Source organism: Vibrio sp. 10N.261.51.F12, from assembly GCF_041471725.1.
Lineage (GTDB): Bacteria > Pseudomonadota > Gammaproteobacteria > Enterobacterales > Vibrionaceae > Vibrio.
In genome coordinates this window covers 1-22544 of sequence record NZ_JBFROV010000030.1, presented here as the reverse complement: position 1 = coordinate 22544, position 22544 = coordinate 1, and the positions used below count along the sequence as shown (strand labels likewise).

Annotated in this window: 22 protein-coding genes; 21 read left to right on the top strand and 1 reads right to left on the bottom strand. The window is 45.0% G+C overall.

All coding sequences use genetic code 11. The annotated features are described in order from the left end of the window. The first annotated feature begins 11 nt into the window (after positions 1 to 11). The 19 genes from iscR (at position 12) to AB4405_RS16445 (ending at position 17675) form a co-directional block, all read left to right on the top strand. Positions 12 to 518 (top strand): Fe-S cluster assembly transcriptional regulator IscR, encoded by a 507-nt coding sequence (gene iscR / locus AB4405_RS16535; RefSeq protein ID WP_102471052.1) that lies wholly within the window; start codon positions 12 to 14, stop codon positions 516 to 518. Positions 519 to 547: 29 nt separating this feature from the next. After that, positions 548 to 1762, top strand: coding sequence for an IscS subfamily cysteine desulfurase (locus tag AB4405_RS16530; RefSeq protein ID WP_102471051.1), 1215 nt, complete (start codon positions 548 to 550; stop codon positions 1760 to 1762). 33 nt (positions 1763 to 1795) lie between these two features. After that, positions 1796 to 2176: a Fe-S cluster assembly scaffold IscU gene (iscU, locus tag AB4405_RS16525; RefSeq protein WP_102471050.1), complete on the top strand. Its 381-nt coding sequence runs from the start codon at positions 1796 to 1798 to the stop codon at positions 2174 to 2176. Positions 2177 to 2232: 56 nt separating this feature from the next. After that, positions 2233 to 2556 (top strand): iron-sulfur cluster assembly protein IscA, encoded by a 324-nt coding sequence (iscA, locus tag AB4405_RS16520; protein ID WP_102471049.1) that lies wholly within the window; start codon positions 2233 to 2235, stop codon positions 2554 to 2556. 49 nt (positions 2557 to 2605) lie between these two features. Next, positions 2606 to 3121, top strand: a complete 516-nt coding sequence (hscB, locus tag AB4405_RS16515; RefSeq protein WP_372061878.1) for a co-chaperone HscB — start codon at positions 2606 to 2608, stop codon at positions 3119 to 3121. 23 nt (positions 3122 to 3144) lie between these two features. Then, positions 3145 to 4995: a Fe-S protein assembly chaperone HscA gene (gene hscA / locus AB4405_RS16510; RefSeq protein ID WP_372061877.1), complete on the top strand. Its 1851-nt coding sequence runs from the start codon at positions 3145 to 3147 to the stop codon at positions 4993 to 4995. A gap of 19 nt (positions 4996 to 5014) precedes the next feature. After that, entirely contained in the window at positions 5015 to 5353 is a 339-nt protein-coding gene (gene fdx, locus AB4405_RS16505) for an ISC system 2Fe-2S type ferredoxin (protein WP_102471046.1), read from the top strand. Between the two features lie 27 nt (positions 5354 to 5380). After that, entirely contained in the window at positions 5381 to 5575 is a 195-nt protein-coding gene (gene iscX, locus AB4405_RS16500) for a Fe-S cluster assembly protein IscX (RefSeq protein WP_102471076.1), read from the top strand. Between the two features lie 176 nt (positions 5576 to 5751). Then, positions 5752 to 7047, top strand: coding sequence for an aminopeptidase PepB (gene pepB, locus AB4405_RS16495; protein WP_102471045.1), 1296 nt, complete (start codon positions 5752 to 5754; stop codon positions 7045 to 7047). Positions 7048 to 7081: 34 nt separating this feature from the next. After that, complete coding sequence (gene ndk / locus AB4405_RS16490; protein WP_102471044.1) at positions 7082 to 7507, top strand: nucleoside-diphosphate kinase; 426 nt, start codon at positions 7082 to 7084, stop codon at positions 7505 to 7507. 186 nt (positions 7508 to 7693) lie between these two features. Further along, on the top strand, positions 7694 to 8818 hold the full coding sequence (locus tag AB4405_RS16485; protein WP_102471043.1) for a bifunctional tRNA (adenosine(37)-C2)-methyltransferase TrmG/ribosomal RNA large subunit methyltransferase RlmN: 1125 nt from the start codon (positions 7694 to 7696) through the stop codon (positions 8816 to 8818). Positions 8819 to 9331: 513 nt separating this feature from the next. Beyond that, complete coding sequence (rodZ, locus tag AB4405_RS16480; protein WP_372061898.1) at positions 9332 to 10258, top strand: cytoskeleton protein RodZ; 927 nt, start codon at positions 9332 to 9334, stop codon at positions 10256 to 10258. 9 nt (positions 10259 to 10267) lie between these two features. After that, a complete protein-coding gene (gene ispG, locus AB4405_RS16475) occupies positions 10268 to 11389 on the top strand; it encodes a flavodoxin-dependent (E)-4-hydroxy-3-methylbut-2-enyl-diphosphate synthase (RefSeq protein ID WP_372061876.1) in 1122 nt (373 codons plus the stop codon). Positions 11390 to 11413: 24 nt separating this feature from the next. Further along, positions 11414 to 12682: a histidine--tRNA ligase gene (gene hisS, locus AB4405_RS16470; protein ID WP_102471041.1), complete on the top strand. Its 1269-nt coding sequence runs from the start codon at positions 11414 to 11416 to the stop codon at positions 12680 to 12682. Positions 12683 to 12766: 84 nt separating this feature from the next. Next, complete coding sequence (locus tag AB4405_RS16465) at positions 12767 to 13381, top strand: tetratricopeptide repeat protein (RefSeq protein ID WP_102471040.1); 615 nt, start codon at positions 12767 to 12769, stop codon at positions 13379 to 13381. Between the two features lie 11 nt (positions 13382 to 13392). Then, positions 13393 to 14550, top strand: coding sequence for an outer membrane protein assembly factor BamB (gene bamB / locus AB4405_RS16460; RefSeq protein WP_372061875.1), 1158 nt, complete (start codon positions 13393 to 13395; stop codon positions 14548 to 14550). Between the two features lie 170 nt (positions 14551 to 14720). Then, positions 14721 to 16208, top strand: a complete 1488-nt coding sequence (gene der, locus AB4405_RS16455) for a ribosome biogenesis GTPase Der (RefSeq protein ID WP_372061874.1) — start codon at positions 14721 to 14723, stop codon at positions 16206 to 16208. Between the two features lie 66 nt (positions 16209 to 16274). Then, a complete protein-coding gene (locus AB4405_RS16450) occupies positions 16275 to 17138 on the top strand; it encodes an alanyl-tRNA editing protein (protein ID WP_372061873.1) in 864 nt (287 codons plus the stop codon). A gap of 297 nt (positions 17139 to 17435) precedes the next feature. Then, a complete protein-coding gene (locus tag AB4405_RS16445) occupies positions 17436 to 17675 on the top strand; it encodes a zinc ribbon domain-containing protein (protein WP_372061897.1) in 240 nt (79 codons plus the stop codon). Positions 17676 to 17764: 89 nt separating this feature from the next. Here the strand turns inward: AB4405_RS16445 and xseA are convergent, their stop codons facing one another. Next, positions 17765 to 19102, bottom strand: a complete 1338-nt coding sequence (gene xseA / locus AB4405_RS16440) for an exodeoxyribonuclease VII large subunit (protein ID WP_102471035.1) — start codon at positions 19100 to 19102, stop codon at positions 17765 to 17767. Between the two features lie 243 nt (positions 19103 to 19345). Here xseA and guaB point away from each other — a divergent pair, with 243 nt between their 5' ends. Both guaB and guaA read left to right on the top strand, forming a co-directional pair. Next, positions 19346 to 20809, top strand: coding sequence for an IMP dehydrogenase (gene guaB / locus AB4405_RS16435; protein WP_102471034.1), 1464 nt, complete (start codon positions 19346 to 19348; stop codon positions 20807 to 20809). A gap of 116 nt (positions 20810 to 20925) precedes the next feature. After that, a complete protein-coding gene (guaA, locus tag AB4405_RS16430) occupies positions 20926 to 22479 on the top strand; it encodes a glutamine-hydrolyzing GMP synthase (protein WP_372061870.1) in 1554 nt (517 codons plus the stop codon). Positions 22480 to 22544 lie beyond the last annotated feature (65 nt).

The window sequence follows — 22544 nt, the reverse complement described above, 5'->3', positions numbered from 1 at the left end:
AAACGTGTGATATGAGATTAACATCAAAAGGAAGATACGCAGTAACGGCGATGCTCGATGTCGCTCTGCATTCGCAGCAAAGTCCAGTCCCACTGGCCGATATTTCTGAGCGTCAAGGGATTTCCCTTTCTTACTTAGAGCAGCTGTTTTCAAAACTGCGTAAAGCTGGATTAGTCTCAAGTGTGCGCGGTCCTGGTGGTGGTTATCGCTTAGGGTCGGACGCCACTGATATTTCTATCGGTACCGTTATTGCTGCCGTCGATGAATCAGTCGACGCAACAAAATGCGCTGGCAAAGGTGATTGTCAGGGCGGTACACGTTGTTTAACTCACACATTGTGGCGAGATTTGAGTTCTCGCATTAGCGACTTTTTAAACAACATCACTCTCGGTGAGTTGATGGTGGATAATGAAGTCCTACAAATTTCTGACCGTCAGGACATTGACCTTACGGTAAATAATGGGTTTTCAAGAAAGAATAATAACGCCGCGCCCATCGGTATCAATGTTCGCTCGTAAGTAGTGTTGCTTTTACATTGGAGTAAAGAATGAAACTGCCGATATATTTAGATTATTCTGCCACTTGTCCAGTTGACCCACGCGTCGCTGAAAAAATGGTTAAATGCATGACAATGGACGGAACGTTTGGTAATCCAGCATCACGTTCACACCGTTATGGATGGCAGGCAGAAGAAGCAGTCGATAATGCACGTGAGCAAGTCGCAGATTTGCTCAACGCTGACCCTCGTGAAATTGTCTTCACATCGGGCGCAACAGAATCAGATAACCTTGCGATAAAAGGTGCTGCGCACTTTTATGGTAAGAAAGGCAAGCACATAATTACGTGCAAAACCGAACATAAAGCGGTATTAGATCCATGCCGTCAACTCGAGCGTGAAGGGTTTGAAGTGACTTATCTTCAACCTGAAAGCAACGGGATTATTGATCTCAGCAAGCTTGAAGCAGCAATGCGTGAAGACACTGTGTTAGTCTCTATCATGCACGTGAACAACGAAATTGGTGTCGTTCAAGACATTACGGCAATCGGTGAGTTATGCCGTAGCAGAAAGATCATCTTCCATGTCGATGCGGCTCAATCTGCGGGTAAAATCCCAATTGATGTACAAGAGATGAAAGTTGATTTGATCTCATTATCTGCTCATAAAGCGTATGGCCCTAAAGGTATTGGTGCACTTTACGTGAGTCGTAAACCACGTGTTCGCCTCGAGGCGCAAATGCATGGTGGCGGTCATGAGCGTGGTTTCCGCTCGGGCACACTTGCTACTCATCAGATTGTTGGTATGGGTGAAGCGTTTGCTATCGCTAAACAAGATATGCAGAAAGACTATGAACACGCGAAAGCATTAAGCGAACGTCTTTACGCAGGTGTTAAAGATCTTGAAGCGGTCACTGTGAATGGCGACCTTGAGATGCGAGTACCGCATAACCTGAACATTAGCTTTGCTTTTGTCGAAGGTGAATCATTATTAATGTCGTTGAAAGACCTAGCCGTATCTTCGGGTTCGGCGTGTACTTCAGCGAGTTTAGAGCCGTCTTATGTACTGCGTGCACTGGGTCTCAACGATGAGCTTGCACACAGCTCTGTTCGTTTCTCTTTTGGTCGTTTTACGACAGAAGAAGAAGTAGATTATGCGATTGAGCAGCTTAAGACAGCGGTGAATAAATTACGCGACATGTCTCCTCTATGGGATATGTATAACGAAGGGATTGACCTTGATACGGTCGAGTGGGCACACCACTAATCTCAAGGAAATAGAGGATTCGAGGAATAAATTATGGCGTACAGTGAAAAAGTAATTGACCACTATGAGAACCCACGTAATGTTGGTTCATTTGATAAAAATGACCCAAGCGTAGGTAGTGGTATGGTAGGCGCACCAGCATGTGGTGACGTGATGAAACTGCAAATCAAGGTAACACCAGAAGGTATTATCGAAGATGCGAAGTTTAAAACCTACGGTTGTGGCTCTGCGATTGCATCAAGCTCACTGGTAACAGAATGGGTTAAAGGCAAGTCAGTAGACGAAGCCGCTGCAATCAAAAACTCAGAAATTGCTGATGAGTTGGAATTGCCACCAGTAAAAGTGCACTGTTCTATTCTTGCAGAAGACGCGATTAAAGCCGCGGTTGCTGATTACAAGAAAAAGCGCGACTAAAGACCGGGTTGATACCCACAGAATTGATTCAATAGATAAACAGATAAGGTTGTAGTATGGCCATCTCCATGACAGACGCAGCAGCGAGTCGAGTAAAAGCATTTCTAGATAATCGAGGCAAAGGCCTTGGTTTGCGCCTAGGTGTCAAAACAACTGGGTGTTCAGGAATGGCTTACGTGCTTGAATTCGTTGATGACCTTGACGATGGTGATGAAGTCTTTGAGCACGCTGGTGTAAAGGTGATCATCGATGCTAAGAGCCTTGTCTATTTAGATGGAACAGAACTGGATTACGTAAAAGAAGGTTTGAACGAAGGCTTTGAATTCAATAACCCGAACGCGAAAGGCGAATGTGGTTGTGGTGAAAGCTTTAATGTTTAACCGATAAGGAGCTCAGTTTACTGAGCTCCATTACTACGAGTCATACGATATGAACCATTTTGAACTATTTGGGCTACCTGTTCAGTTTCCGCTGGACGGTAGCCTTCTTTCTTCTCAGTTCCTTGAGCTTCAAAAGCGCTTTCACCCTGATAACTTTTCGACAGCTTCAGAGCGAGATCGTTTGCTGGCGGTACAAAAAGCCGCACAGATCAATGATGCGTATGAAGTATTACGACGGCCGATATCTCGAGCGGAATATTTACTTGCTGAAAACGGCATTGATATTCGGGGAGAGCACAGGACATTGCAGGATCCTATGTTTCTTATGGAACAAATGGAGCTGCGTGAAACCCTCGAAGACGTCGCGAATTCACCTGATGCAGAAGAAGAACTTTTTGACTTTGAACGTCAGGTAAGCAAAATGTTTAACGAACACCTATCAAGTCTGACGAATGAGCTGGTCAACGGCCATTGGGATAGCGCTGCAGATAGTATTCGGAAACTCAAATTTATCGCCAAGCTGAAAAGCGAAATAGAACAATTAGAAGAAAAACTGCTTGGCTAATCACAGCCTCCAAGGATATTTGAATGGCATTACTTCAAATCGCAGAGCCGGGACAAAGTTCTGCACCACACGAACACAAACTGGCTGCAGGTATTGATTTAGGCACCACTAATTCATTGGTCGCAAGTGTAAAAAGTGGTGAGACCTCAACACTTTCTGATTCACAAGGTCGAACAATCCTCCCCTCTGCTGTGCATTACTCACCAGAGCAAGTCACGGTTGGCTACGATGCTAGAAATAACGCATCGAAAGACCCAGAGAATACGATTGTCTCTGTAAAGCGCCTATTAGGTCGCTCATTAACAGACGTGAAATCACGCTACCCATCATTGCCTTACCATCTAGTCGAAAGCGACAACGGCTTACCGATATTGCAAACGATGAATGGCGATAAAAACCCTATTCAAGTCTCCGCGGATATCCTTAAGGCATTGGCGGCTCGCGCAGAAGCGTCATTGGGTGGCGATCTTGCGGGTGTTGTCATTACCGTACCCGCGTATTTCGACGACGCGCAGCGTGTCGGAACCAAAGATGCGGCAAACTTAGCAGGGTTACATGTGCTTCGTCTGCTTAACGAACCGACGGCTGCCGCTATTGCTTATGGACTGGATAGTGGCCAAGAAGGTGTCATTGCCGTTTATGATCTCGGTGGCGGCACGTTTGATGTCTCCATATTGCGCTTATCAAAAGGCATTTTTGAGGTACTGGCAACCGGCGGTGACTCGGCGCTGGGTGGCGATGATTTTGATCATCTTATCGCTGATCACATCCAATCTTTAATCGGAATGTCAGCGCTATCTTCGGCTCAACAGCGCGAACTGCTTGATGCGGCTACTCAGGCTAAAATCGATCTAAGTGAGGCAGAGCGTGCCACGATCTCTGTGCTGGATTGGCAAGGAGAACTGACGCGCGACACATTTAATGATCTTGTTCGACCTTTATTGAAGAAAACGTTGATGTCATGCCGTCGTGCTTTGCGCGATGCAGAAGTTGAGGCCGATGAGGTCTTAGAAGTCGTGATGGTCGGCGGCTCGACTCGTACCCCTCTAGTTCGCGATATGGTTGGAGAGTTCTTCGGTAAAACACCACTTACGAGCATTAACCCTGATGAAGTGGTCGCGTTAGGCGCGGCTATTCAAGCGGATATCTTGGTGGGGAATAAACCCGACTCTGAGATGCTACTTTTAGACGTGATTCCATTGTCGCTCGGTATTGAAACGATGGGCGGCTTGGTTGAAAAAATTGTGCCTCGTAATACAACAATTCCAGTTGCCAAGGCGCAAGAGTTTACGACGTTCAAAGATGGTCAAACAGCGATGTCTGTGCATATTGTTCAAGGTGAAAGGGAGCTGATTGATGACTGTCGTTCATTAGCGCGCTTTTCTTTGAAAGGGATCCCACCGATGACGGCGGGGGCTGCGCACATTCGAGTCACCTATCAAGTTGATGCAGACGGTTTGCTCTCTGTGACCGCAATGGAAAAAAGCACCGGTGTTCAATCAGAAATCCAAGTGAAACCGTCTTATGGGCTGAGTGATGAAGAAGTCACCAATATGCTCAAAGACTCAATGACGTTCGCTAAAGAAGATATGCTCGCACGAGCATTAGCGGAGCAGCGCGTTGAAGCGGACCGAGTGATTGAAGGACTGGTCGCTGCAATGCAGGCAGATGGCGATGAGTTGTTAGATGAAGCCGGTAAGCAAGCGTTGATGAATGCGATAGAATCATTGATCCAATTGCGCAATGGCGACAGTGCCGATGCAATTGAACAAGGTATTAAAGACACTGATAAAGCCAGCCAAGATTTTGCCTCTCGTCGAATGGATAAATCTATCCGAGAAGCTTTAGCTGGTCAGTCAGTCGACAATATTTAAAAGTAAGGACCAAGTAGTCATGCCAAAAATTGTTGTATTACCTCACGAGGACCTTTGTCCTGAAGGTGCGGTTTTAGAAGCGAAACCGGGTGAAACGGTATTAGATGTTGCTTTAAAGAATGGTATCGGAATTGAGCACGCATGTGAGAAGTCATGTGCCTGCACCACATGTCACATTATCGTGCGTGAGGGCTTTGATTCTCTTGATGAAAGTGAAGAGTTAGAAGATGACATGCTCGATAAAGCGTGGGGACTTGAACCAGAGTCTCGTCTTGGGTGCCAAGCAAAAGTGATGGATGAAGACCTGGTTGTTGAAATCCCTAAATATACACTTAACCACGCGTCAGAAGACCACTAATCGGTCTGCTAAGGAGAGCTTATGAGTATTACATGGACGGATTCGCGCGATATCGCTATTGAGTTGTGTGACAAATTCCCAGAGACGGACCCTAAAACGGTACGTTTTACGGACTTACATCAATGGATCATCGAGTTGGATGAATTTGACGATGAGCCAAATCGTTCCAATGAAAAGATCTTGGAAGCCGTCATATTATGCTGGATGGATGAGTTTGAGTAAGCAAATTCGCTGACTTAATATAAAAAAAACGGGCCTTTGGCCCGTTTTTTTGTACCGACTTGTTACATTGTTATTAAATCGGATGGGCCTGTCATTGGTATTGACTCTACATAATGCTAACATCTTGGAATTACAGGTACGATGAAACATAAAAATGGACAAGACAAGGAGAAACCATGTCTAACACACTGTCAGTATTTCTTAGCCAAGAAGTGGCTCCTTCTCAATGGGGCGAAAACGCGACTCTTTCCTATCTAGAGTCAGGCGTTACCATTCATATCAGCGATAACCTAGAGCTAGATGTTATTCAAAAAGCGGCTCGTAAATTGGATGCTCAAGGTATTACGAGTGTTGTTTTACAAGGGGGTGAGTGGGATTTGGAAGCGTCTTGGGCTTTTTACCAAGGGTATCGTAATCCGAAGAAAACCACGACAGTTGAACTGCCGACGCTATCTGAAGCGGATAACAATGAGTTGAATGCACGCATCAAAGCGTCTAATTGGACTCGTGACATCATCAATAAAAGTGCAGAAGAAGTCGCACCTCGCCAATTAGCGACGATGGCTGCCGAGTTTATTAAATCGACCGCACCAGAACATGTGACTTATCGTATCGTTAAAGACAAAGACCTGTTAACTGAAGGGTGGACGGGTATTTTTGCGGTAGGTCGCGGCTCTGAGCGCACATCAGCTATGCTCCAACTCGATTATAATCCAACAGGCGACCCTGAAGCGCCAGTATTTGCTTGTCTTGTCGGCAAAGGAATTACGTTTGATTCTGGTGGCTATAGCTTGAAACCTTCAAATTTCATGACGGCGATGAAAGCTGACATGGGCGGCGCAGCCACGATTACAGGCGGCCTAGGTCTTGCTATTCTTCGTGGATTGAACAAGCGAGTGAAGCTTATTCTTTGCTGCGCAGAAAACATGGTTTCAGGACGAGCGTTAAAGCTTGGTGACGTTATTACCTACAAAAATGGTAAAACGGTTGAGATCATGAATACTGATGCGGAAGGACGCTTGGTATTGGCGGATGGTCTAATTTTTGCGAGTGAACAGAACCCAGAAATGATCATCGATTGCGCCACATTAACCGGTGCGGCTAAGAATGCATTGGGGAATGATTACCACGCTGTTTTATCGTTTGATGACGAGCTCACTCATCAAGCTCTAACGCATGCCAATCAAGAAAAAGAAGGGCTCTGGCCACTTCCTGTTGCTGACTTCCACCGTAGCATGTTGCCATCAAACTTTGCGGACTTATCCAACATCAGTAGTGGCGATTACTCACCAGGTGCCAGCACCGCTGCTGCGTTCTTATCGTATTTTGTTGAAGATTATAAGAAAGGTTGGCTGCACTTTGACTGTGCCGGTACATATCGCAAGTCTGGCTCTGATAAATGGGCCGCTGGCGCAACGGGTATGGGGACACGCACTCTTGCTCGATTACTCGTAGAACAATCTAAAAAATAGAAAACAACTGATAATAAAAAAGAAAGGAAAAACGATGACCCTAGAAAGAACATTTTCAATCGTTAAACCCGATGCAGTAGAGCGTAATCTTATTGGCGAAATCTATCACAGAATAGAAAAAGCTGGATTAAGTATCGTTGCTGCTAAAATGGTTCGCCTAACGGATGACCAAGCGAAAGGCTTCTATGCGGAGCACGAAGGCAAACCTTTTTTTGGCGCATTACGTGAGTTCATGACATCGGGACCTATTATGGTTCAGGTCTTAGAAGGGGAGAATGCGATCTCTCGTTACCGTGAGCTTATGGGGAAAACAAACCCAGAAGAAGCCGCGTGCGGCACCATTCGTTCTGATTATGCGTTGAGTATGCGTTATAACTCCGTGCATGGCTCTGACAGCCCTGAATCAGCGGCGCGAGAAATTGAATTTTTCTTTCCAGAATCTGAAATCTGCCCTCGTTAATTGAGTGCTGAAGATTAAAAGGAGGCTGAGGCCTCCTTTTTTATTGCCACTCTTCTTTACTGTATGAAAAATGTTCACTTATAAATGAAAGCCTTATTATTTTAAGGTTTTGTTGCGCTTGTTGCAGGAGGCTAAAGGCTGTACAATTCGCGCCCTTAACAGAATCTTCGTCATTTAAGAGGCAACATGACCGTACAAAAAGTCAATCTACTCGATTTTGATCGCAAGGGCTTGCGCAAGTTTTTCCAAGAAGAGCTAGGCGAGAAAGCCTTTCGTGCTGATCAGGTAATGAAGTGGATCTACCATTTCGGTTGTGATGACTTTGAGAAAATGAACAACATCAACAAGAAACTTCGTGAGAAGCTGTTGAGAGTTGCCGAAATAAAGGCTCCGACTGTTTCAGAAGCTCAGCATTCATCGGATGGCACCATTAAATGGGCGATGCGAGTAGGGGATCAAGATGTTGAAACCGTTTATATTCCTGATGATGATCGGGCCACTTTGTGTGTGTCATCTCAAGTGGGTTGTGCGTTAGCGTGTACATTTTGCTCTACGGCTCAGCAAGGCTTTAACCGTAACCTAAAAGTATCAGAAATTATTGGTCAGGTTTGGCGCGCTGCGCGTGAGATTGGTCTGCAAAAAGAGACTGGCCGCCGCCCGATCACGAATGTCGTGATGATGGGGATGGGCGAGCCTCTACTAAATATGAAAAACTTGATACCAGCGCTAGAGTTGATGCTTGATGATTATGGCTTTGGTTTGTCAAAACGCCGTATCACTGTCTCAACCTCAGGTGTTGTGTCGGGTCTTGACCAAATGACCGGCAATATCGATGTAGCGCTTGCCATCTCTTTGCACGCACCTAATGATAAGCTTCGTAGTGAAATCATGCCGATCAATGATCGTTGGGATATCCAAGACTTTTTGGCGTCAGTTCAGCGTTATATTGCCTCATCAAATGCCAACCGTGGCAGAGTAACGGTTGAATATGTTCTCCTCGATCATGTCAATGATGATATGGACCATGCTCGAGAGCTCGCTGAGTTGCTTAAAGATACGCCTGCGAAGATTAACTTAATTCCATTTAACCCTTATCCGGGCTCACCGTATAAAAAGCCAAGTAATTCTCGTATTGATCGCTTTATGAAAACGTTGATGCAATACGATTATACCGTCACGGTGCGAAAAACACGTGGTGATGACATCGATGCAGCGTGTGGCCAATTGGTTGGCGACGTGATCGACAGAACGAAACGAACGAAGCAACCAGCGTTACAAGGTGCGGAAGAGATTCCAGTCAAGACACTGTAATAATTTGCGTGATTTAAAAGCCAAGTTTCGACTTGGCTTTTTTGTACCAATACATAAAGTGTAAATACACGGTATTTATCCGATCGCAGCCACAAACTGATACAATTATTTTTTCCATTAGGGAACAAATATTGTTTTTATTAATCAAATAGTTCAAACCGTCGCCTGATTGACGTAAGTTTTGTTATTTTTTAATCAAAATAGCGTGTATTCGTAATGATTTACGATTGGTTATTTTAACTCACGATCATAATCGACTATCATGGTACGCCGGAATTGATAATCTCAGGCTTTGGGCATTGATTCTTTCAGTGAGAACATATTATAGCGTCGGCAGTTCGGTAATGAATACCTCGTTGACGTTGGCCATTAGGGACTATGCTGTAAAAACAGGTAGTGCATTCGATTGACTATACTGAAGCTGGTAAGCACCAATAAATAAAATGAAATAAGTGTGCATCAACTACAGTACCAACTATAAGAAGTACCAAATTAATGAGCACAGAAACGAAGATGAATACCGACGACGTAGTAAAAGACAAAGACGTTGTTTTAGCCGGCACAATTTTAAAGCAAAAACGTGAGGCATTAGGGCTTACTCAAAAGCAAATTGCCGATAGGCTTCGCCTAAGAGTCGCTTTGATTCAAAAGATAGAAGCAAACGAGTTTGATGGTGAACTGGTCGCTACCTTTACGCGCGGTTATCTTCGTTCATATGCTAAAGCTGTTGGCGTTGACGAAAAAGAAGTGCTGGGCGCAATCGATCATCATGGAGAAGCTCAGCATAGCGAACAAGCAATGCAGAGCTTTTCTAAGAAAACGAATAAAGAAAAACATGATAGCCGAATCATGAAACTTACCTGGGGCATCTTTGCCGTTATTATCGGTATATCTTCGATTTGGTGGCTACAGAATCAACAAAAAGATACCTTGTCTGAAATTGCAGATACTAGTGAACCTAGTGCTGAGGTTGCTGAATCTGCGGTTATCGAAGACACTAATTTTGAAAGCGTTACTGATGCTGAAACTGCACCGGTTAAGACTCTTGATGTTTCTGCTGTGTTGGAATCATCAACGCCGGCTACTGAGCAAATTGTAACAGACACAATTGATGCTTCAGCCACGGAAGAGAACCTTTCAACGGCCTCTGAGGAAGTCGAGAGTGAAGTCGCTCCAGTGGAAAAAAAAACAGCTGAAATTGGGTTAACGAATCTTACAATGTCGTTTGAAGGTGATTGTTGGATCCAAGTAAAGGATGCCAACGGGAAAACCATTACGACAGGCATCAAGAAACCCGGAGAGCGAGTAGATGTGAACGGCACTGCGCCGTTTAAGATCATTTTAGGCGCGCCAGAAAAGGTTTCTATGACATTTGCGAGTGAACCTGTTGACCTTTCTGGGTATACTTCAGGCAAAGTAGCTCGATTCACCTTACCTTAGATATTTACTATGCATCACGAATCTCCAATTAAACGTCGCCCATCTACGCGTATTTATGTGGGTGATGTACCTATCGGTGACGGCGCTCCAATTGCCGTTCAATCCATGACAAACACGCGTACGACGGACGTGCAAGCGACCGTCGCCCAAATCCGTGCGTTGGAAAATGTAGGGGCGGATATTGTCCGTGTCTCAGTGCCAACAATGGATGCGGCAGAAGCATTTAGAGAAATAAAAAAACAAGTCTCGGTCCCCCTGGTTGCTGATATCCATTTCGATTACCGAATTGCATTGAAGGTTGCTGAATATGGGGTGGATTGCTTACGGATCAACCCTGGTAACATCGGTAATGAAGAGCGAATTCGTTCTGTTGTCGATTGTGCAAGAGATAAGAATATCCCTATCCGAATCGGCGTCAATGGTGGTTCGTTAGAGAAAGAAATCCAGATGAAATATGGCGAACCGACACCTGAGGCGTTGGTAGAGTCAGCAATGCGCCATGTGGATATTCTGGATCGCTTGAACTTTGATCAATTTAAGATCAGCGTGAAAGCCTCTGATGTATTTCTAGCGGTTGACTCCTATCGTTTGTTAGCAAAGAAAATTGATCAGCCCCTCCATCTCGGCATTACTGAAGCTGGTGGAGCAAGAGCTGGGGCCGTTAAATCCTCTGTGGGTTTAGGCATATTGCTTGCTGAAGGGATTGGCGACACACTGCGAATTTCTTTAGCCGCAGATCCGGTTGAAGAAATCAAAGTAGGTTTTGATATCTTAAAATCGCTGAGAATTCGCTCACGTGGTATCAATTTTATTGCTTGCCCAAGCTGTTCTCGCCAAGAATTTGATGTCATTAATACGGTCAATGCGCTTGAAGAACGTTTGGAAGATATCATTACTCCAATGGACGTATCAATTATAGGCTGTGTGGTGAATGGGCCAGGAGAGGCAGAAGTGTCTCACCTTGGGTTAGCTGGCAGCAATAAAAAAAGCGCTTTTTATGAGGACGGTAAACGTCAAAAAGAGCGCTTGGACAATGACGATCTAATCAGTAAGTTAGAAGCTAAAATTAGGGCTAAAGCCTCAATTTTAGATGAAAACAATCGAATCGACATTAATCAAATCGACAAATAATCTCAATGATAACGGTATGTAACTGTGGCTAAAACAATACAAGCAATTCGAGGCATGAATGATTGCCTTCCAACACAATCTCCACTGTGGCAAAAAGTAGAGAATACGGTTAAGCAGGTTGTCAGTGCATACGGCTACAATGAAGTCCGTATGCCAATTGTTGAGATGACAAACTTATTTCGCCGTGCGATCGGCGAGGTAACGGACGTGGTTGAAAAGGAGATGTATACCTTTGAAGACCGCAACGGCGACAGTCTAACGCTTCGTCCTGAAGGTACGGCTGGTTGCGTTCGTGCGGGAATCGAAAATGGTTTGCTCTATAACCAAGAACAACGTTTGTGGTACATGGGACCAATGTTCCGTCATGAACGCCCACAAAAAGGCCGCTACCGCCAATTCCATCAATGTGGTGTTGAAGTATTTGGTCTCAATGGCCCTGACGTGGATGCTGAACTGATCATGATGACCGCACGTTTATGGCGTGAATTGGGTATCAATGAACATGTCCGTCTTGAATTGAACTCAATTGGCTCACTGGAAGCTCGAGCGAATTATCGCACGGCATTGATTGCTCACTTAGAGCAGCATATTGATGTGTTGGATGAAGACAGCAAGCGCCGTATGCACACCAACCCGTTACGTGTTCTTGACAGTAAGAATAAAGATGTTCAAGCCATTCTCGTTGATGCTCCTGAGCTGTCTGACTATTTGGACGAAGAATCAAAAGCCCATTTTGCTGGCTTGTGTGCATTATTAGACGCAGCAGGCATCGCTTATACGGTTAATCAACGTCTTGTTCGTGGTTTAGATTATTATAACCGCACGGTATTTGAGTGGATTACTGAAAGTCTAGGTGCACAAGGTACGGTTTGTGGTGGCGGTCGTTATGATGGTCTCGTCGAGCAATTGGGTGGCAAAGCAATGCCAGCGGTTGGCTTCGCAATGGGATTGGAGCGCCTTGTTCTAATGATGGAAACGTTAGAGCTGACCGAAGTACGTCGTAGTGTTGATGCTTATGTCGTTACCTCTGGTGATAGCACGATGACGGCAGGCGTTAAACTCGCTGAGCACCTTCGTGAATCTATCCCTGGTATCCGTGTCATGAACCACTTTGGTGGGGGCAACTTTAAGAAGCAGTTTAAGAGAGCTGATAAAGTAGGCGCGGTGTACGCATTGGTTCTAGGTGACACTGAAGTCGCTGAGAACACGGTTGTGGTCAAAGATTTACAAGGTGGCTCACAAGAAACAGTTGCGCTTAATGAGTTAGTCGCTAAATTAGCAGATATTATTTAAATCCTGTCTTATGAATAAATAAGAGGCGTTTATAGCACGACCTCTTATTTGGACAGCGATGGCATTATTTTAAGAGGACAGGAAGTGGAACTCTACGATTCTGAAGAACAACAAGTAGAAGCGATCAAAGATTGGTGGCAAGAGAACGGCAAAGCGGTTGTATTAGGCGTTGTTGTTGGCTTAGGTGGCTTATTCGGCTGGCGTTATTATCAAGACTCAGCGGTTGAAGCTCAAGAAGCGGCTTCTGAGCAGTACACGAAAGTAATACAAGCTCTCGCAGCGCAAGGCGTGGATGCAAGTGACGACGTCCAAAGCTTTATCGATAGCAGTAAAACAACGGAATATTCAATTTTGGCTGCGTTGCAACTAGCAAAAGCTCAGGTTGAAGCCGGCAATCTTGATCAAGCCTTAGAGCAGTTACAGTGGGCTCAAAGTAATACGAAGGATGAGGCGGTTTCTCCGTTGGTCACGTACCGTATTGCGAGAATAATGGCGGAACAAGACAACGTTGATGGTGCAAGAGCTGAGTTGGATAAAGTCTCTGATGAAGCTTGGGCTGGTCGTGTCGCTGAGCTCCGTGGTGATATTGCTATTAAAGCCGGTGACCGTGACGCAGCTTATTCAGCGTATACAGAAGCACAACAAGCACAAGATGCAAGTCAAGGGCTACAAATTAAACTGGACGATCTTGCTAAGTAAGGGCTTAACCGATGAATAGATTCGTTAAGAAAGTCCTACTTTCTATTTCGGTATTGGGTGTGTTGGTGGGGTGTTCTAGTGAAGAAGACACCATCATAATGGCACCATTACCGGTCGTTCAAAGTGAGTTTTCACCAACAACCGAATGGTCATCAAGCATTGGTGACGGTATTGGGCAGTTTTTTTCAAAACTGTCACCTGCGTATTCGTATGACAAGTTATTTGTCGCAAGTAGAGATGGTGTTGTCAAAGCGTATGATCCTGAGAATGGCAATACGTTATGGCAAATAGATCTCGAAGAAGATGACACGGCTCGCTTGTCCGGGGGCATCGCCGCGGCCTATCAAAAGATTTATATTGGTAGTGAAAATGGCGAAGTGATTGCTCTTGATATAGAAACGGGTGAAGTCGCGTGGCGTGCAAAGGTTAATGGTGAGGTGCTGGCTAAGCCCGTCGCTGATTCTAACCTGATCATGGTACATACCAGCCAAGGCTTGTTAGTAGCGCTAGAACAAAGCACTGGAGAAGAACGTTGGGCTATCAGTACCGACGTTCCAAACCTAACACTGCGCGGAGATAGTTCACCCGCCACCGTCTCTGGTGGTGTATTTTGGGGAACGGCAAACGGGCGTCTAGCGGCAGCGATTATCGAGCGTGGCCAACTTATATGGCAACAGCCGGTAGGGACACCAAAAGGTGCAACTGAAATTGATCGCTTGGTCGATGTTGATGCATCACCGGTCATCCTAGGTGGTACCTTGTACACAATAGGGTTTAACGGACAGTTGATCTCTATTGATTTACGCTCAGGTAACCCAATTTGGAAGCGTAATTACTCTTCAGCTACGGACATGGCGACAGACAACCGTAACCTTTACTTAGTTACCGACAACGATCATGTTGTTGCTGTTGATGCACGAAGCGGTACCGAGTTATGGGAAAATGATCTGTTAGAAAATAGACAACTTACAGCGCCAGTGATTGTTGATGGTTTCATCGTCGTGGGCGACAGCCTAGGTTATCTGCACTGGTTAGATCGTGAGACAGGGTATTTTGTCTCTCAGCAAATGACGAACGATAGTGGCTTGTCTGTTGGACCAACGATGGTCCCTGGCGGTTACATCATCGTGAATCGTGATGGTGAAATAAAGAAACTGACGATCAACTAAAAAATCGTGATATAATTCACATAAGGCTCCTTGCTGATTTCAGTTAGGAGCCGTTTTATTGCTGCGAAGCAAAAGGATCTTTTCGTACTCGGATAGATGGATAATGATGTGGTTATAGGAAAGCAAGATTTTACCTATAACCACATAACAAGATAAGTATAGAGGTTATTATGGTACCTGTTGTTGCCCTAGTTGGACGTCCAAACGTAGGTAAGTCGACCCTGTTTAACAGGCTAACTCGCACTCGTGATGCGTTGGTTGCAGATTTTCCTGGACTAACTCGAGACCGTAAATATGGTCAGGCGAAGCTAGGTGAGCATGAATTCATTGTGATCGATACTGGTGGTATCGATGGCACTGAAGAAGGTGTTGAAACAAAAATGGCTGAACAGTCATTAGCGGCAATCGATGAAGCTGATGTTGTATTATTTATGGTTGATGGTCGTGCGGGTCTGACTGGATCAGATGAAGCTATCGCTCAGCATCTACGTAAAATTGATAAACCAGCCATTTTAGTTGTAAATAAAGTTGATGGTATAGACCCTGATACGGCCAGCGTAGAGTTTTGGAAGCTTGGTATGGAGTCTATGTACCAAATCGCAGCCGCTCATGGTCGTGGTGTCTCGGTGTTGATTGAGCTAGCATTGAATCCTTTTGCAGAAGCGCTTGAACAAGCCAATGGTGAACTTGAAGATCTTACTGAGTTTGAAGATTCAGAAGAAGAGAAACTTGATTACACCGAAGAAGAAGCAGAAGAGGAATTCAAACGCCTGCAAGATCAACCAATCAAATTGGCAATCATTGGTCGCCCTAATGTTGGTAAGTCAACCTTGACTAACCGTATCCTAGGGGAAGAACGCGTCGTCGTTTATGATATGCCTGGGACCACGCGTGACTCTATATACATCCCAATGCAGCGTGATGAGCGTGAATACGTACTAATTGATACCGCAGGTGTTCGTCGTCGTCGACGCATCAATGAAACCGTAGAGAAGTTTTCAGTGGTAAAAACCCTGAAAGCCATCGAAGATGCCAACGTGGTTTTACTCGTTATTGATGCCCGTGAGAATATCTCAGATCAAGACCTGAACTTACTCGGTTTTGCGCTAAACTCTGGTCGCTCTATTGTGATTGCAGTAAACAAATGGGATGGACTTGCAAATGACGTTAAGGATGAGGTTAAAAAGCAATTAGACCGTCGTCTTGGCTTCGTTGATTTTGCTAGAATCCACTTCATTTCGGCTTTGCATGGAACGGGTGTTGGCCACTTGTTTGAATCTGTGCAAGAAGCTTATAAATCAGCGACGACACGAGTGGGTACCTCAGTTCTTACTCGTATCATGAAAATGGCAACTGACGATCACCAACCGCCGATGGTACGTGGACGTCGTGTTAAGCTAAAATACGCGCACGCGGGTGGCTATAACCCACCAATCGTTGTTATTCATGGCAACCAAGTAAAAGAGCTGCCAGATTCGTACAAACGTTTCTTAATGAATTACTATCGTCGCGCATTAGAAATAATGGGCACGCCGATTCGAATTCAGTTCCAGAACAGCGAAAACCCGTTCGAAGGAAAAACGAATAAGATGACCCTTTCGCAAGAGCGTAAACATAAACGCTTGATGACGATGATGAAAGGTCGTACGAAGAAATAAACAATAGCAATAATAGAAACGCCCGCTGATTATCAGTGGGCTTTTTTTTGGTTTGAAGGAATGAAAATGATCACAGCGACAAAAACCTATTTTTGCCATGAACTCGATTCAATGGAAACCTTTGTACAACTCAGCGTTAATCATTCAACACATACCGACATTGTGGTTGAAAATACGCCTTTCCATCCCGTCAGCCATATTTGGCCCGATCACCCAGCTGATATAGGGTGGGTAACCATTAAAGGAGAGTGCTACCAGGTCTTTGATTGCCTGGTTGGCGCGGTAGAGCTGGCGACGACTACCCTTTATGTAGGAAAAGAAATCCCAGTGAAGAGAGATACAGAGGGTTGGCTGTTCGTTGTTGTACACCGTGTAAAAGAAAAGCTTGAGCTGCTCTCAGACCAAGCGATTAGTCTTAAAGTGGACCGTGACTATCAATTAAGCTTAAGCCGTGGTCACAGCGCTGGGCACATCGCATCATTGGCACTCAATAAAGTCTTAGCGAATCAATATTGGCGTAAAGTTGCTGACCGCACGGATGGATTGGGTCATTACGATTTTAACAGCTACGCACAAGAAAAAAGCGAGGTGTTTCCTGAGCGCTGTGTCGACCTGTATCGCCTTGGTAAGACCTTAAAGAAACGCGGTCTTAATACCGCTGATGTGTTGGCGGACTTAGTTCAGATTGAATCTGAGGTCAATGCCGTGTTACAGCATTGGCTTGCCAAACCGACATCAATTCGAATGAGATTAGAGGGCCCCTATTTGACCAGCTCACGCTACTGGGAATGGGAAATGAGTGATGCGGTGGTTGTTATGCCTTGCGGGGGGACACATGTTTCATCTACCGCAGAGTTATCCCAAGTCAGTATTGAGCTCCAAATGATAGAATCTACGTATATACAGATGCATACCTATGTAAATCGATAATAGCCAAGATGATCTTTTTATTAAATTCTTAAATGCTGTGTCTTTCAATTCTTTGGTGGAGTTTTATATTGCGCAAAGTCCAAATGCAGGATATGTAACTTATGCTTTCGGTGTGTGGTTATATAAATGTTCTTTTAGGAGCAGATCGCTGATCAAGATAGCTTTTGCATAGGATCGCGATAAGATCATCAAAACCAGAAGTAAGCTCAACACGTCGATACTGCTGCTTTCTGTTTCTATTATGTGGCTGATACGAGATAATGCAACGAAGAAATTGGTATTAGGGGATCCATCGTGATACAGCAAAATAACCACTGTCCCAAGTGTGAATCTGAATTGGGGTGGGATGGACAATATTATTGCTCATCGTGCAATGAGCATTTTAGTAAGGTAGGTTTTTGTCCTGATTGCGAAGAGGTGCTAGAAAAGCTGCAGGCTTGTGGGTCTGCGAGTTATTTTTGCCCGACGTGTAATGAACTGAAATCTAAGTCCAGAGTCGTCGTTGAATTCCAACCTATTCCAGTGAACCCAAAATAAGCAGTGAGCTCAAAATAAGCGGTGGACCTAGAATATATTGGAAGTGCAATCAATAGTTATCACGCTCTTGATTGCACGAATGAACCAAATCAAACCGGTCGAATTTTTGTCACGGTTGCTTCGATGACACCTTTTTCTACTTGGGTTGTCATCGAGTCACCCACTTCTATTTGGTTTACCGCAGTAATGACTCGGCCTTTACCATCTTGGGTAATGGAATAGCCACGCTTTAGAGTGGCAAGTGGACTAACAGTATCGAGTTTTTCCACAGCAACCGTAAATTGATGGCGTAGCTGCGTTAGTTGGCGATCCATAGCCTGCTTTAAGCGCTGCTCAGATTGCTGCATTTGAAACTGTTGTTGCTGCAGTTTTTTTACCGGCGAGCATAGCGTCAGGCGATGTTCTTTTGCTTTCATCCGCATGGTTTCTTGCGATAGACGCTGACGCATTGCTGCACTTAATCGGTACTCCGCCTCGTCAAGCAATTGATTTTGGCGTTGGAGTTGGTGCTTTGGATGATGAGTATTTAGGGCTTGGATCTTTATCTGCAAGTGCTGTTTTTTCTCAGCGAGGTAGACCCTTAATAAGTGGTGTAGCTGTTGTTGCTTAGTGAGCAAGGATTCTCTTTTATGAGAGGTGTCATTACTGACGAGCTCCGCTGCGGCACTTGGAGTGGGTGCGCGTACATCGGCTACATAGTCAGCGATAGTGACATCAACTTCGTGTCCTACTGCGCTAATAATTGGAATTTGGCTGGCTGCCATCGTACGAGCGACGATCTCATGATTGAAGCTCCATAGATCCTCAAGAGAACCACCACCACGACCCACGATGAGAACATCACACTCATTGCGAGTATTCGCTCGTCCTATTGCCTGAGCAATGTCTATCGCCGCGTTATCACCCTGTACCATGGTTGGATAAACGATGACAGGTAAGCTTGGATCTCGACGTTTCAAAACATCTAAAATGTCATAGAGGGCGGCGCCCGTTTTTGACGTGATAACACCTACACATTTAGGGTGTGCTGGTAATGTTTTTTTCAACGACTGTGCGAATAAACCTTCTGCTGCGAGCGACATCTTGAGCTTTTCAAACTCTTGTTGAAGTCGACCATCCCCTTCAGGCTGCATAGATTCGATGATCAGCTGATAATCGCCACGAGGTTCATACAATGATAGCCGAGCTTTAACTAGTACCTGGTTGCCATTCATAGGTTTGAATGCCACGTGTCGGTTATTGCCTTTGAACATGGCACATTTCACTTGAGCGCGAGCGTCTTTTAAAGTGAGATACCAGTGGCCAGAAACCGGCGCAGAAAAGTTGGAAATTTCGCCAATCAACCAGACTATTCCCATTTCGTTTTCAAGCAGTAAGCGGACTTCTGCATTGAGGCGAGAAACGGTAAAAATGTTCTGGTTTTGCACAGAGGAATTCGATACGGAACGTGGAGAAAGGGACACAGCTAATCTCTAAGACGTGAGTATGGAAATTAGCGACAACATAATACATATCAAGCCTTAAAATGCAAATAAAAAGTATAAAAATGAGTAGCCAACCGATTACGTGCAGCGTATAATCCCACCGCAATATCTAGCCCAAACCCCTTATTATGCGAAACGATAAGGGTGGGTTAATTCCTTAAACTCCTCTGTTGTGAGATATTGCAAATGCTAAGAATTGCCAAAGAAGCGCTGACGTTCGATGACGTATTACTCGTACCAGCACACTCCACCGTTCTCCCGAATACCGCCGATCTTCGCACTCGGTTGACCAAGAATATCGATCTAAATATTCCGATGATTTCAGCGTCTATGGACACTGTAACTGAAGCTCGCCTAGCGATTGCGCTAGCGCAAGAAGGTGGCATTGGCTTTATTCATAAAAACATGTCTATCGAACAACAAGCTGAGCAAGTTCGCCTTGTTAAAATCTTCGAAGCAGGCGTGGTCACTAATCCTGTTACGGTTCGCCCTGATGAGACAATTGCTGACGTTAAAGCACTGACTGAAAAACATGGTTTTGCAGGCTTCCCTGTTGTCACTGAAACGAACGAACTCGTGGGTATTATCACGGGTCGTGATGTTCGTTTTGTTACTGACCTCAACAAGAAAGTTGAATTGGTTATGACACCGAAGTCGCGTCTTGCTTCAATTAAAGAAGGGGCGTCACGTGAATCTGTTCAAGAAGAGATGCATAGAGCGCGTGTAGAAAAAGTATTGGTCGTCAATGATGATTTTCAATTGACCGGTATGATCACAGCAAAAGATTTCCATAAAGCAGAGCGTAAGCCTAATGCATGTAAAGATGCACAAGGCCGTTTGCGTGTTGGTGCAGCAGTAGGTGCGGGTGCTGGCAATGAAGAGCGCGTCAAAGCGTTGGTTGAGGCGGGCGTTGACGTACTGCTTATCGATTCCTCTCACGGTCACTCTGAAGGTGTGTTACAGCGCATACGTGATACACGTGCATTGTATCCAAATCTAGAAATAATTGGCGGCAACGTTGCAACAGCAGCGGGCGCTCAGGCATTGATTGATGCTGGTGTTAGTGCTGTTAAAGTGGGTATCGGCCCTGGCTCTATCTGTACGACTCGTATCGTAACGGGCGTTGGTGTTCCACAAGTGACCGCTATTGCTGACGCGGCTTCTGTTGCCAATGAGCACGATATCCCAGTGATTGCTGATGGCGGCATTCGCTTCTCTGGCGATATCTGTAAAGCTATCGTTGCTGGCGCATCTTGTGTCATGGTGGGCTCTATGTTCGCAGGAACAGAAGAAGCGCCGGGTGAAGTCATTCTTTACCAAGGTCGCTCATACAAATCTTACCGTGGTATGGGATCGTTGGGCGCCATGTCTCAAGGCTCATCGGATCGTTATTTCCAAACAGATAATGCGGCCGATAAGCTCGTACCTGAGGGTATTGAAGGTCGTATCGCTTATAAAGGTCGTCTTAAAGAGATCGTTCACCAGCAGATGGGCGGTCTACGCTCAAGCATGGGCTTAACAGGTTCTGCCACAATTGAAGATATGCGTACGAAAGCAGAGTTTGTCCGTATCTCTGGTGCTGGCCTGAACGAATCACACGTACACGATGTTCAGATTACAAAAGAAGCTCCGAATTACCGCTTAGGTTAATTCGACGTTGGTAAGAATCATTCTTACGTAAACGTTTGCTTTTTTCCTTGAAGCATTGATGTGAGGCGAGTAAACTCGCCTCCGTTCTCAACACTTAGCTTATAAGATTGCCCAAAATGACGAAAAATATTCATGACCAACGAATTCTTATCCTAGATTTCGGTTCTCAATATACTCAACTGGTCGCTCGCCGTATTCGTGAAATCGGTGTGTACTGTGAGCTTTGGAGCTGGGATGTAGAAGAAGCGGATATCCGCGAATTTAACCCAGACGGGATCATTCTTTCTGGTGGCCCTGAAAGCGTTACAGAAGCAAACTCGCCACGTGCACCACAATACGTGTTTGATTCAGGTGTGCCTGTTTTTGGTATCTGCTACGGAATGCAGACCATGGCTGAGCAATTAGGCGGTAAAGTTGCAGGCTCTGATGAGCGTGAGTTTGGTTACGCTGCGGTTCAAGTCACCGGTGAATCTGCGCTGTTCAAAGACCTTGAGGCAACTCAAGATGTTTGGATGAGCCACGGTGATAAAGTGGTCGAGATTCCTGCTGATTTCGTTAAAGTCGCTCAAACGGATACTTGCCCTTATGCGGCAATGGCCAATGAAGATAAAAAATACTACGGTGTTCAGTTTCACCCAGAAGTAACACACACGAAAAATGGCATGCAAATGCTAGAGAACTTTGTGCTTGGAGCTTGTGGTTGTGAGCGCCTATGGACATCTGAATCTATTATTGAAGATGCTGTCGCGCGTATTAAAGAACAAGTCGGCGATGATGAGGTCATTCTTGGCCTGTCGGGTGGTGTTGATTCATCAGTTGTAGCAATGCTTGCTCACCGCGCCATTGGCGATAAATTGACGTGTGTGTTTGTTGATAACGGCTTACTTCGATTAAACGAAGGCGAGCAAGTTATGGATATGTTTGGTGACAAATTTGGCCTAAACATTATCCATGTTAAAGCGGAAGACCGCTTCTTGGCTGCACTGGAAGGCGAAAGCGATCCAGAAGCTAAGCGTAAGATCATTGGCCACGTATTTGTTGATATCTTTGATGAAGAATCAAAGAAACTCTCTAATGCAAAATGGTTAGCTCAAGGAACTATCTACCCAGATGTGATTGAATCAGCAGCCTCTAAAACAGGTAAAGCGCATGTGATTAAATCGCACCATAACGTAGGTGGTCTCCCTGACGATATGGAAATGGGTCTTGTAGAGCCATTACGTGAACTGTTTAAAGATGAAGTGCGTAAAATCGGTCTAGAGCTTGGTCTGCCTTACAACATGCTTTATCGTCACCCGTTCCCAGGTCCAGGCCTTGGTGTACGTGTTCTTGGTGAGATCAAGAAAGAGTACTGTGACTTGCTACGTCGTGCGGATGCGATCTTCATTGAAGAATTACACGCAGCAGACTTATATAACAAAGTTTCTCAAGCATTTACGGTTTTCTTACCAGTACGCTCTGTGGGTGTCATGGGTGACGGCCGTAAATATGACTGGGTTGTTTCGTTACGTGCGGTTGAAACCATTGATTTTATGACGGCGCATTGGGCTCACTTACCATATGATTTCTTAGGTAAGGTATCCAATCGAATCATTAACGAAGTGGGTGGCATCTCTCGCGTGGTTTATGATATTTCAGGTAAACCACCTGCAACGATTGAATGGGAATAACCATTTAGCTGTTGACGCTTTAAAATAAAAAAACCGACCTAGAGTCTAATGCCGTTCACTTAAGA